General features: G+C 62.7%; 11 protein-coding genes and 1 riboswitch. Of the genes, 5 read left to right on the forward strand and 6 right to left on the reverse strand.

Features of this window, described 5'->3' with window-relative positions; genetic code table 11:
• A partial coding sequence (locus ACLBXN_RS07310; protein ID WP_447611674.1) for an inositol monophosphatase family protein occupies positions 1–867 on the reverse strand: 867 nt, incomplete at its 3' end.
• A gap of 257 nt (positions 868–1,124) precedes the next feature.
• Between ACLBXN_RS07310 and ACLBXN_RS07315 the strand changes: the two genes are divergently transcribed.
• From ACLBXN_RS07315 to ACLBXN_RS07325, 3 genes are all read left to right on the forward strand, one after another.
• A complete protein-coding gene (locus tag ACLBXN_RS07315; RefSeq protein WP_343678212.1) occupies positions 1,125–1,925 on the forward strand; it encodes an RNA methyltransferase in 801 nt (266 codons plus the stop codon).
• 37 nt (positions 1,926–1,962) lie between these two features.
• Entirely contained in the window at positions 1,963–2,799 is an 837-nt protein-coding gene (gene cysE / locus ACLBXN_RS07320; protein ID WP_447611675.1) for a serine O-acetyltransferase, read from the forward strand.
• Positions 2,800–2,966: 167 nt separating this feature from the next.
• Entirely contained in the window at positions 2,967–3,626 is a 660-nt protein-coding gene (locus ACLBXN_RS07325; RefSeq protein ID WP_447611676.1) for a nitroreductase, read from the forward strand.
• Positions 3,627–3,761: 135 nt separating this feature from the next.
• Here the strand turns inward: ACLBXN_RS07325 and ACLBXN_RS07330 are convergent, their stop codons facing one another.
• Positions 3,762–4,982, reverse strand: coding sequence for an ABC transporter substrate-binding protein (locus tag ACLBXN_RS07330; protein WP_447611677.1), 1,221 nt, complete (start codon positions 4,980–4,982; stop codon positions 3,762–3,764).
• A gap of 184 nt (positions 4,983–5,166) precedes the next feature.
• Here ACLBXN_RS07330 and ACLBXN_RS07335 point away from each other — a divergent pair, with 184 nt between their 5' ends.
• Together ACLBXN_RS07335 and thiC are read left to right on the forward strand one after the other, a co-directional pair.
• On the forward strand, positions 5,167–5,838 hold the full coding sequence (locus tag ACLBXN_RS07335) for a nitroreductase (RefSeq protein WP_447611678.1): 672 nt from the start codon (positions 5,167–5,169) through the stop codon (positions 5,836–5,838).
• A 69-nt stretch (positions 5,839–5,907) separates the two neighbouring features.
• Positions 5,908–6,025: riboswitch (TPP riboswitch) on the forward strand.
• 259 nt (positions 6,026–6,284) lie between these two features.
• Entirely contained in the window at positions 6,285–8,219 is a 1,935-nt protein-coding gene (gene thiC / locus ACLBXN_RS07340) for a phosphomethylpyrimidine synthase ThiC (RefSeq protein WP_050872164.1), read from the forward strand.
• Positions 8,220–8,339: 120 nt separating this feature from the next.
• Here thiC and ACLBXN_RS07345 read toward each other — a convergent pair whose 3' ends face one another.
• The 4 genes from ACLBXN_RS07345 to ACLBXN_RS07360 form a co-directional block, all read right to left on the reverse strand.
• The gene (locus tag ACLBXN_RS07345) at positions 8,340–8,789 is read right to left on the reverse strand and encodes a DUF7832 domain-containing protein (RefSeq protein ID WP_447611679.1); all 450 of its coding nucleotides are present in this window, start codon (positions 8,787–8,789) and stop codon (positions 8,340–8,342) included.
• A gap of 73 nt (positions 8,790–8,862) precedes the next feature.
• On the reverse strand, positions 8,863–9,576 hold the full coding sequence (locus ACLBXN_RS07350) for a DKNYY domain-containing protein (protein WP_447611680.1): 714 nt from the start codon (positions 9,574–9,576) through the stop codon (positions 8,863–8,865).
• Positions 9,577–9,591: 15 nt separating this feature from the next.
• Positions 9,592–10,158 carry a hypothetical protein gene (locus ACLBXN_RS07355; RefSeq protein ID WP_447611681.1) on the reverse strand — a complete coding sequence of 189 codons (567 nt, stop codon included), beginning with the start codon at positions 10,156–10,158 and terminating at the stop codon, positions 9,592–9,594.
• Positions 10,159–10,342: 184 nt separating this feature from the next.
• Positions 10,343–12,375: ImpA family metalloprotease (locus ACLBXN_RS07360; protein WP_447611682.1), on the reverse strand; the 2,033-nt coding region annotated here is incomplete at its 5' end.

The raw sequence follows: 12,375 nt of genomic DNA on the forward strand, positions 1-12,375 counted from the left end.
GGGGGCTTCGAATTCACCGCTCTTGACGGCCTGGCGCACGGCTGCCTTTTCGCCGGCGCTGGCGAACTTGCTGTACTTGCCGAGCACGGGGATCAGCGAGCCATAGATGCGGGGGTTGGCCGCCAGGATTTCGCGTTGCTCCAGGAAGTCGGCTTCGCCAGTGAAGTTGCCCACCAGGCCACCGGCTTCGCTGACCAGCAAGGAGCCTGCAGCCACGTCCCAGATGGACAGGCCGGACTCAAAGAAACCGTCGGCAAAGCCGGCTGCCACATAGGCCAGATCCAGGGCGGCCGAACCGGGGCGACGCACGCCGGCGGTGCGCTGCATGACGTCGCCCAGCATCAGCATGTATTGCTTGAAGTTGTCGCCGCGGCGGAAGGGGAAGCCAGTGGAGATCAGGCAGTCGCGCAGCTGGGTGCGTTTGGAGACGCGAATGCGGCGCTCGTTCAGATAGGCACCGCGGCCCTTGGTAGCCGTGAACAGGTCGTTGCGGCTGGGGTCATAGATCACGGCGTGCTCGATCTTGCCCTTGTAGGCCAGGGCGATGCTCACGCAGTACACGGGGAAGCCGTGGATGAAGTTGGTGGTGCCGTCCAGGGGATCGATGATCCAGACATGGTCGGAGTTCTTGGCACCGTGCTCGCTGCCCGATTCTTCGGCCAGGATGGAATGCTGTGGGTAGGCGTTGAGCAGCGTCTCAATGATGATGCGCTCGGCAGCCTGGTCTACCTCGGTCACAAAGTCGTTCACCTGCTTTTGCGCAACGCGCACCGATTCCACATCCAGTGCGGCACGGTTGATGAGGGCGCCAGCGGCGCGAGCAGCCTTGATGGCCACGTTGAGCATGGGGTGCAGGGAGTTCGACATAAATTGTGAGTGCGTTGGCGATGCAGCCCGGAGCAAAACTGGGCTGAACTACGCGGGTAAGAACGTAAAAGCCGCGACCGGCGATGCGGGGCGGCGACAATGGGCGCAATTCTACCCAGCCTGCGCTTTTTTTGCTTGTTCGTCCCGGCGACCCGAGGGTCTTCTCTGCGACGCTTGCGGATACGAGAGAGAACGGGCTGCGTAGGCTGCTGTCTTATCAAGGCCACAAGTGGGGCCTTTTGCATTGTTCTGCGTTGATGAAAACCCGATTCGTACTGATTGAAACCAGCCATGCCGGCAATGTGGGCGCGGCTGCCCGAGCGCTCAAGACCATGGGCTTCGACGACCTGGTGCTGGTGCGCCCGCGCTACAAGAACGTGCTGCGCAAGGAGGAGACCATCCAGCGTGCCAGCGGCGCACTGGACGTGCTGGACAAGGCCCGCGTCGTCGATACCTTGGATGAAGCCCTGGAGGGCATCAGCCATATGTGCGCCACGGCGATGACGCCGCGTGACTTCGGCCCGCCCACACGCACGCCGCGCGAGCATTTCGAGTTGCTTCTGAAAGGAGAGCTGGATACGCGCTCCGTACCTGCTGAGGACGCCGGTCTGACCGATAACCAGCCCACGCCCGGTGCGGTCTGCAACCAGAAGGGCGTGGCCTTTCTGTTTGGCTGCGAGCGCTTTGGCATGAGCAACGACGATGTATACCGCTGCGACGTGGCGCTGTCGATTCCGTCCAATCCGCAGTTCGGCTCGCTCAATCTGGGCTCGGCGATTCAGGTCGTTGCCTATGACTGGCGCGCGGCGCTTGGCGGCTTTCCCGTGGTGGAGCACACGCCCGAGGTGCATCGCGCCGACATGGCCCAGGTGCAGGGCATGCTGGGCCATTGGGAGCAGGCCCTGGCCCATATCGGCTTTCTGGACCCGGCAGCGCCCAAGAAGCTCATGCCCCGGCTTAACCAGCTTTTCAACCGCGCGCAGCTGACCCAGGAAGAAATCCATATTCTCCGCGGTGTTGCCAAAGCCATGCTGCAGAGCCAGCCACCAACCCGCTAGACTTCACAAGCTAAACATTTCCTCACGTTGTTATTTGATGCTTGCTCGCCTGCGCTCCGACATCCAGTGCATTCTTGACCGCGACCCTGCGGCCCGCAGCACCTGGGAGGTCATCACCTGTTATCCGGGGCTGCACGCCATCTGGCTGCAGCGCCCTGCACACTGGTGCTGGACGCATGGCTTCAAATGGCTGGGCCGCTTCATCTCGCACATGGGGCGCTGGTTCACCGGCATTGAAATCCACCCCGGTGCCGTCATCGGTCGCGAGGTCTTCATCGATCACGGCATGGGTGTCGTGATCGGCGAAACCGCCGTGGTGGGCGATGGCTGCACCATCTATCACGGTGTGACCCTGGGCGGTACCTCGCTGTACAAGGGCGCCAAGCGCCACCCGACCCTGGGCAAGAACGTGGTGGTCAGTGCCGGCGCCAAGGTGCTGGGCGGCTTCGAGGTGGGCGATGGTGCCAAGATCGGCAGCAATGCCGTGGTCATCAAGCCCGTGCCCGCAGGTGCCACGGCCGTCGGCATTCCGGCGCGCATCATTCCCAGCAAGACCGGGCAGAGCGCTGATGTGACCGAGCATGAGCTGGCTCCCAAGGTCGAGGCCAAGGCGCAAGCGGCTGTCGTGGTCGACGAGGATTGCGGCAAGAGCGGCTTCACCGCCTATGGCGTGACGGCCGAAGTCGACCCCGTGGCCCAGGCCATGCGCTCGCTGTCCGAAGGCGCGGCCGGTCACGAAAAGCAGATCGCGCTGCTATGGGCTGCCATCGAGAAGCTCTCGATCCAGGGCCATGTCAAGGACTGTGTGCCTTGCGAGTCCGAGCGCCCCGAGGCCTTCCAGAAGGACAAGATCGACCAGATCCTAGGAAATTAGGCCTCAAACGCTTATCTACAAAGCGATTGATGCTTCTTTTTTGATAGTGAAAGCCAGCGCCTGTCGCTGGCTTTTTTCATGGTGCTTGCCCGTAGTCGATTTGAGGGGCGCAAGCCCTGCCCATTCGCCCAAGACTGCTTGCCAACTCAAATCCAAGGCGAGCAATGATGAATGTGGAACAGGCCCTGCGACAGCGCCATTCGGTGCGTGCCTTTTTGTCCAGAGCGGTGGGGGCGGCCCAGGTCAGGGAGTTGCTGGTGCAGGCCGGACTGGCGGCTTCCGGCGGCAATCTCCAGCCCTGGCGCGTGATGGCACTGACGGGCACAAGTCTGCAGGCATTGCGCCAGGCCATGTCCGAGGCGACCCCTGATTCCGATGCGGCCCTGGTCTATCCGACTCAACTCTGGGAGCCCTATCGCAGCCGCCGCTTCGACAATGGCGAGGATCTCTATCGCTCCTTGGGCATGGGGCGCGAGGACAGGGTTGGACGGCTGCGGCAACTGGCCAGCAACGCCCAGATGTTTGGCGCGCCGGTCGGCGTATTCGTGGCCGTCGAGAAACGCATGCTGCATGCGCAGTGGGTGGATCTCGGGATTTATCTGCAATCGCTGATGCTGCTGGCCGCCGACAAGGGCCTGGCCACCTGTGCCCAGGGCTTCTGGCGCGGTTACAGCACTTTTGTGAGCCGGCACCTGGCGCTGCCGCCGGGCTACCAGATCGCCTTTGGCATGGCACTGGGTTATGAGGACAGCACTGCGCCCATCAACCAGTGGCGCTCCACAAGGGCTGCGCCCGAGGACTGGTGCGAACTGCGCGGGTTCGAATAAGCCTTGCCTCGATGCCGGTGCAGGCGCGCTTGATGCTTCTTCCTGAGTGGCAGGAAGGCTGGGCCGCCGATGAAGCGCAAGGCATGAGACCGGGCTCCATGCAGGCAGCCCGGCTGCTTCTTCAATGGCGGTGATTTACTTCCACAGCGCGCACTTGCTCTCTTCCTTGGTGGTGAAGACCTGGTCGCCGGGCAGGGTCTTGAGCACCTTGAAGTAATCCCAGGCCTTCTTCGATTCAGCCGGCGCCTTGACCTGCAGCAGATACATATCGTGGGCATAGCGGCCATCGGGGCGAACCACGCCCTTGGCATAGAAGTCCGACAGTGGCGTGGCCTTGAAGCCGGCCATGATCTTGTCGGCATCCGTCGTGCCCAGCTTCTCGGCCAGCTTCAGATACTGCATGGCGGCCGAGTAGTTGGCGGCCTGCAGTGAAGTGGGCATCTTCTTGAACTTGGCAAAGAAGCGATCCGAGAACTTGCGGCTTTCGGGGTTCAGGTCCCAATACCAGCTGTCGGTGAACATCAGGCCTTCCGTGGCCTTGAGGCCCAGACTGTGGATGTCGGAGCTGAACAGCAGCAGGCCGGCCAGCTTCATGGTCTTGGTCAGGCCAAATTCGCGAGCCGACTTGATGGCATTGATGGTGTCGCCGCCGGCATTGGCCAGGCCCAGGATCTGGGCCTTGGAGTTCTGGGCCTGCAGCAGAAAGGAGGAGAAGTCAGCTGTGTTCAGCGGGTGCTTTACATTGCCCAGCACCTTGCCGCCGGAGGCATTGATGACGCGCGTGGTGTCGGCTTCCAGGGCCTGGCCAAAGGCATAGTCCGCCGTCAGAAAGAACCAGTTCTTGCCGCCCAGCTCCACCACAGCCTTGCCCGTGCCCTTGGCCAGTGCCACGGTGTCATAGGCATAGTGCACAAAATAGGGGCTGCACTGCTCATTGGTCAGTGCCGAGGTGCCGGCACCGTTGATGATGTAGACCTTTTTCTTTTCGTCGGCCACCTTGCCCATGGCCAGACCGGCGCTGGAAGTAGTGCCCCCGATCAGCATGCTCATGCCCTGGGTGTCGAACCACTCGCGCGCCTTGCTGGCCGCGATATCGGCCTTGTTCTGGTGGTCGGCCGTCAGCACCTCGATGGGCTTGCCCAGCAGCTTGCCGCCGAAGTCGTCCACGGCCATCTGCACGGCCAGAGCACCGCCCTTGCCGTCCACATCGGAGTAGAGGCCCGACATATCGGTGATGAAGCCGATGCGAATCTTGTCCTGCGCCTGAGCGCCTGCAGCGGCCAGCAGGCAGCCCAATGCCAGCGTCAATGTTCTGGGGGAGAAAGCGGTAGCGGAGCAAACAGAGCGAGGCTTCATCAGAGTCATCTCCTGAGATGGTGAGTACCCGGTCACTGCGACGGGCAGCCAGCATGGTCGCAGCTGGCGCAGGCCGCGCCATCAGGGCAAGCACCGGGGCGGCTGCGGCAAGGTATCCGGCGCGACTCGGGAAAATGCCGCAAGCTTCTACACTGCAGTGCAGCAATTTTGGAAAGAACAAGAGATGGATATTCGTCAAGCATTGCAGCAGCGCCGCTCGGTCCGCGCTTTTCTGCCCCGGAACGTGGCCGCAGCCACGGTGCGGGACTTGCTGGAGACTGCGGCGCAGGCCGCGTCCGGCGGCAATATGCAGCCCTGGCGTGTGACCGCCGTGGGCGGGCAGGCGCTCGAGGATCTATGTGCCAGGGCCAGAGAGACAGAGGCGGTTCCGCGTCCCGGCCTGTCCTATCCGCCCGGACTGTGGGAGCCCTATCGCAGCCGCCGTTTTGAAAATGGCGAGGATCTGTACCGCTCACTCAATATCGGCCGCGAGGACAAGGCCGCGCGCCTGGCCCAGCTGGCCAAGAACGGCCAGATGTTCGGTGCTCCCGTGGGCATTTTTGTGGCCGTGGAAGAGCGCATGGGCTATGCGCAATGGGTGGATCTGGGCATTTACCTGCAGTCCTTCATGCTGCTGGCCGTGGAGCATGGCCTGGCCACCTGCGCCCAGGGCTTTTGGCGCATGTACAACGATATGCTGATCGAGCAACTGGCCTTGCCAGAGGGCTACCAGATTGCCTTCGGCATCGCCCTGGGCTACGAGGACATCAGCGCTCCCATCAACCAGTGGCGCGCAAGCCGTGCGGCCAGCCATGAATGGCTGGCGCTGAAAGGGCTGGACGAGGCCGCGGATTAGGCACCCGAAGGTCAGCATAGTTAAACCGCGTCCATGTCGCGGCATTTGCGGCAAAACCAGCCTATACTGCGTGCAGCTCCGGGGTGTGCGAAAGCGCTGAGATGCCAGTCACTGTGAAAACAGTGCAGGCGAACCCGACGAACTTGATCCGGTTCATACCGGCGGAAGAAGAGCGGGACCCTGACGCAGGGCCTATGGATGGACGGGACAGCCGGCACCAGTGCCAGCCCTGAAAACCATGGGCACAGCAAACCCCAGGCGCCTCGCGCACTGGGGTTTTGTCTTTTCTGGGCAGCCGGTGCGTGAAGAACCAGGCCGAAATTGCAGAATTTCGGCGGCACAGGCCGGATACCCCATAGCGGGCAGCGCCGGTGCCGGGCAAGATCAGAGCGGGGCCGCACTCCACGGAGCGTTTGATGCATTTCAACCGCTTTGAGGAGACTGCGATGAACGCCCCTGATTCCATCTTTACGCCTGCTGCAGGCCATGCCCCCGATGCTGCCCGTTTTGCCGAGTTGCTGGCCCAGTCGCGCCAGCCATTTCCGGCATCGACCAAGAGCTATCTGAGCGGCGCACTGCACCCCCAGCTGCGTGTGCCGGTGCGCGACATTGCACTCACCAATGGAGAGCAGGTCAGCGTCTACGACACCTCGGGCCCCTACACCGACCCCGCCGTGCAGATCGACGTGCGCCAGGGCCTGCCCAGCGTGCGTGCTGCCTGGATCGAAGCGCGCGGCGATAGCGAGTATTACGTGGGTCGCCAGCGAGTGGCGCTGGACGACGGCGGCAAGCGCGGCGAGGAAGATGCGCGCGTTGCCCAGCTGCGTGCCGAGGCCGCCGCGCTGCAGCGTCAGCCGCGTCGAGCCAAATCCGGCCAGAACGTGACCCAGATGCACTATGCCAAGCGCGGCATCATCACGCCCGAGATGGAGTATGTGGCCCTGCGCGAGAACGGCCGCCGCGAATGGATGGCGCAGTACCAGCAGGACGCGGCGCGCGAGCTGCGACTGGCCGGCAACAGCCTGGGCGCCAGCATTCCCAAGATCATCACGCCCGAATTCGTGCGCGACGAGGTGGCGCGCGGCCGCGCCATCATTCCGGCCAATATCAACCACCCTGAAATCGAGCCCATGGCGATCGGCCGCAATTTCAAGGTCAAGATCAACGCCAACATCGGTAACTCGGCCGTGACGTCCAGCATCGAGGAAGAGGTGGAAAAGCTGGTCTGGGCCATTCGCTGGGGCGCGGACAATGTCATGGATCTGTCCACCGGCAGGAACATCCACACCACGCGCGACTGGATCGTGCGCAACTCGCCCGTGCCCATCGGCACCGTGCCCATCTACCAGGCGCTGGAGAAGGTCGGCGGCATTGCCGAAGACCTGACCTGGGAGATCTTCCGCGACACCCTGGTCGAGCAGGCCGAGCAGGGCGTGGACTACTTCACCATCCACGCCGGTGTGCGCCTGGCCTATATCCACCTCACGGCCCAGCGCCGCACCGGCATTGTCTCGCGCGGTGGCTCCATCATGGCCAAGTGGTGCATGGCCCATCATCGCGAGAGCTTCCTCTACGAGCACTTCGAAGACATCTGCGACATCATGAAGCAGTACGACGTGAGCTTCTCGCTGGGCGACGGCCTGCGCCCCGGCTGCGCCAGCGATGCCAATGACGATGCCCAGTTTGCCGAACTGGCCACGCTGGGCGAACTGACGCAGATCGCCTGGAAGCACGATGTGCAGACCATGATCGAAGGCCCCGGCCATGTGCCCATGCACATGATCCAGCAGAACATGACCGAGCAGCTCAAGCACTGCCACGAGGCACCGTTCTACACTCTGGGCCCGCTGACCATCGACATCGCTCCCGGCTATGACCATATCGCTTCGGCTATCGGCGCGGCCATGATCGGCTGGTTCGGCACGGCCATGCTGTGCTATGTCACGCCCAAGGAGCATCTGGGGCTGCCTGACCGCGACGACGTCAAGCAGGGCATCATCGCGTACAAGATCGCAGCCCACGCCGCCGACGTCGCCAAGGGCCACCCGGGTGCGCGCTCGCGCGACGATGCACTTTCACAGGCGCGTTTCGACTTCCGCTGGCAGGACCAGTTCAACCTGGGACTAGATCCCGATACGGCCCAGGCCTACCACGATGAGACCCTGCCCAAGGACAGCGCCAAGGTGGCCCATTTCTGCTCCATGTGCGGACCCAAGTTCTGCTCCATGAAGATCACCCAGGAAGTGCGCGACTTCGCCAAGCAGCAGGGCATGAGCGCCGAGCACAGCATTGCCGCGGGCATGAAGGCCAAGGCCCAGGAGTTCAACAAGGCGGGTGGGGATTTCTATATTCCCATCGCATCGGACACCACGGCACGTTGATCTGAGCTGCCAGCATGGCTGCAGCGCCTGGTCATCAAGCGCGGCAGCCATCCAATAAAAAGCGCAGTCCCTGGCTGCGCTTTTTTTGCGGGGCGAGTGAGGCTTGGCTGAACCTGAAAGTCAGATCAGGTATTCGGGGCGACCGGCTGCAACCCAGGCTTGATATCGGGCATCGATCTTCGGCGCAATCCGGTGGAACTGCTCCCAGTCGTCGCTCACGCCATACATGGTCTGTTCGTCGACACCGAACTCTTCGAAATAGTCATCCACAAACCTGCTGTCGTGGTCCTCGCCTAGGTAATAGGCCACGGCAAAGGCATTGCCTTCTTCGTTCAGCTCCTGGTCCGTGAACTTCTCGTCGAGCACGCGCAGCAGGAATTGGGCACCGCTCAGCTTCTCGCTCTTCAGCAGCTCGATCTCCTCTTCGGCTTCTTCGATCAGCTCCTGGCTGGCGTAGTCGTTGCGGATCAGCCAGGCCAGAAACATGCCGATATGCGTGGCGCCTGCGGCCTGCGGAAGATCGGCCGGAAAATCCCCGCCGTAGTGCCAGGACGCGTCGTCGTATTTCATCATCTCTCCTTGTATGTGGGCTGCAAGGCAATCCCCTGCATCCGGGACATTGCCTTTTGCGCTGGGAGGGATCTTATCGGCTGCGGCCTGGTGCACAGGCCGGGTCCGGGCACTCCGGCACGGCATTCTTCTCGATCAGATGCATATGGAAGACATGTTTTCTGTCTCTGGACCATGCGCCATGAATATGCTGCCAGGAGTGCGGGTCCGCACGCGGAAGCTTGCGCTCCAGGTAGTAGATGGCCTGGTCGTCGCCGGAGAATCCGGAGTTCAGAATCCGCCAGCGCAAAGGATTGGCGCCACGCAGAGGTTTGCCGTCGCAATAGATTTGCTCGCCGTCGCTGGCATAGAGATCATTGTCCGGCATCACCTGCAGATGGCGGCTGCGGATACAGTTTTTCATTCTTCTGCCCCAGTACCACGCTGCCCGGGCATCGGATCCATAGCCGCCGCCCAGGTCGCGAAAAGTCAGAGGGTCGCTACCCGCAAGCGGCCTGAGCGAGGTTTCATATTCGAAATAGATACTGCTGCGGTCCAGCCAATACATGCCCAGCTGGCGAAAGCTGTTCCGGTCGATATTCGGCAGCCGGCTCCAGGCGTGAAAGATGCTGCAGGCATCTCTGGCAATGAAATGCTGATTTTCAGAAATCTCGAAGCTCGCCGCGTCGGCGCTCGCCAGCCTGCGCCCCTGATGCCAGACTTTGGCATCCCGCAAGGCCCAGAGCTCGCTGCCGTAAGTGCCAATCACTTTCTGCCCGGGCAGGTCGGCCAGTTTTTTCCAGCTCATTGTTGCGGCCTGTGCTTATTTATTGAGAGATCCTGCGACCCTGTGGATTCGGGTGAGCAGGCGCCGCCGGATCAAACCGCTGACCGGTCGGATCAACCACCAGTAGGGGGTGAAGCTGCGCAGGGCGCTGCCATCGGTGCAATGCACCCGGGTTTGCGTCACCAGCCTCGTCTGGCCTTCGGGCATCGGCTCCGTGCTGAAGTTGAGCACCAGCTTGGCCAGGTTGGCCTCGGTGTAGCGGGCAAACTGCGCTTCAGGTTCCTGCAGCCGGACCAGGCCGTAGTCGCGCTGCCAGAACCGTCCCAGGAGACCGAAGGCCAGCTCTCGATCCGCGTCGCGACCCAGGGGCATGAAGTCGTCGAGGCCGAAAGCCGGGCGCTGGCTCAGTCCGCTTTCTGCACCCAGCCTGCCAAGCAGACGATCAGGCAGCTCGCGCAGCCGGATAAAGCCCTTGGCCCATGGGTCTTCCGTGGTGCCGGGGAGCATGACCGCATCCAGCAATATTTTGGGTGGCAGGTTCGAGATGAGGGTATGGCGCTCCTGGAACTGGAAGGCGGGAAGGTATTGATCGATCAGTTGCATCTTGGGTCAGGCGAATTTATCGAGTCCGGCGCGCAATCCTCTTCCGGTCTCGGAAGCGCAGATTGACAGGCTACGGGCACCAGTCTGCGTCAACTGGCTATCGAAATGAAAAAGGCAAGCCGCAAGGCCTGCCTTTTTTGCCGAGCGATGCCGCAGGGTCTGCGGCGTTTGGCTTAGGTTTGGCTTAGAAAGGGTAGCTGGGAACGCCCCCCGCCAGACCCACCCAGCGGCCCAGCTCCAGCTGATTGCCCTTGCCGGGCACCATGGCGTAGAACTCGGGAGCGAGCTGAGGCATGCCATGAGCGGCGATCGAACTCAGAGCGACCGAGCTCAGAGGAATGCCGTAATGGGCAAAGACCTGGCGCATGTCGCGGCCGATGATGCGGCTGGACAGCACATACAGCAGCTCGTGGTTGCTGATGTCCCGGCTGGCATAGTCTTTCATGCCCAGTGCGTTCTTGTTGGCGCTCCAGTAGGCATTGTCATAGATCAGGCGCTCGCCGCGACCCAGCAGGCCCAGGAAGTCGATTACATTCGCAGGCTGTGGCTGAGCCTGGCCCAGGCGTTCCCGGGTGTAGATGAAGGCCAGCTGGAAGTGCACGGCGCGCATGGCGTTGTCGGACTTGTTGGCCTTGGTCCAGAAGCGCTGGAACATATCGGCTTGCAGGGCATCGCCGGTCTTGCCCGTGGCGCGTGCCGCCTGGATGTCCAGGTAGAGCTTCTTATGGTCGATGCGCTCGCCGCTGTTGTTCTCGGCACCGTTGGTGATGGCGTACTGGCGCAGGGCACTGGCGTTGGCCAGGATGTTGTTGTCGCATTCCACGGGGCAGCCGCCGCCGTCGGCGGTCAGCAGCGTCATATGGCGCATCACGGTGTTGTGGCCCAGCTCATGCCACCAGCCCCATCCGGGGGCAAGGCCTGCGGCGCCGTCCGAAGGATTGCCCGAGCACAGAAAGCCGCAAGCCGCCAGCCAGCCGACAAAATGCTGCACGCCGGGGGCGCGCTGGATGCTGCCGCTGCAATCCCAGCCCAGCGTGGCGCAGACGTTGTTCACATTGGCGCTGGCACTCATATTGTTGTAGCCGTTGGCCAGGTGGTTGCTGTCGAAGATCATGCCCTTGAGGCGCTCCACGACATAGGTGCGCGGATGGTGGCTGCCGATGGCGCTTTGGGCATAGCCAATGGTCTGCTGTACCTCGCCCCCCACCATCTTGGAGGTCTGCCAGCCAAAGTCGCCGCGTTGCAGCGCCTGCACGGCCTCGTCGATCTCCTGTGCACCGGGATTGCGCGTGAAGTCGAAATGCGCGTATTTGACGCTCCCGCGCACGCGCAGCTTGACCACGCTGCCGGCCTTGGCCCCTGAGTAGTTGAGAAACAGCGGACCGCCCCAGGCCGTGCTGTAGCTCAGCGTCTGGCCCGGGCTCAGGCGGGCTTGGTGCCCATCCGGAAAGCGTGGTCGGGTGTAGTTTTCCTGCGCCAGAGGATTGCCGCGGGTGCGGATATTGCCCACCCGCAGTGCCAGTGCCGCATCCGCGGCATCCACGATCTGCACCTGCACGGTCTTGCCCGGCACGGCGCCGCGGCCTATGGCCGTGCGGCCATCGGTCTGGGCAATGGTGACCTCGATGGTTTCCCAGCTGTCGCTGGTGGCCAGACCGGGCGAGGCCTTGGGCATCCAGTCGGCAAAATTCAGCGGTGTGCTTTCATGCTCGCGCACGGCATAGCTCAGCGTGTCGGCCGCCATGGTGCGGAAAAAGGTGCTGGCATCGGAGCGCCGCACCTGCGCATAGTCCACCTGCTGGCGTGCCAGATCGGCCCAGAGCACCAGGCGGCGATGTGCGGCCATATAGGGCTTGAGATAGTAGTTGTCGGCAAACAGGTTGATGCCCTGGCCTTCCTGGCCGAGCAGATCGTTGCGGATGCCGTCGAGAGCGCCGATCAGGCTGGTGTCTGCAGAGAAGTCGGCACTGCTGCCGTTTTTCAGGGCTGCGAGCGCGGACTCATGCGCCCCCAGTCTGTCGGCCGCCTGGCGCTGCTGGGCAGCGGTCCTGCCGCCGATCTGGTAGCCATCGGCGGGCGCCCAGTAATTGCCGGCGTAGCCGCCCAGCTCCATGCCCATGGCCTGAAGCACCTGTCGGCCGCCGGCCGAGTCGCCCCAGTTGCTGTGCAGATAGATCACGCCCTTGCCGGCCTGCAGGTAGCGGCTGACCTGGTTGC

It is taken from the genome of Comamonas sp. C24C (assembly GCF_053345995.1).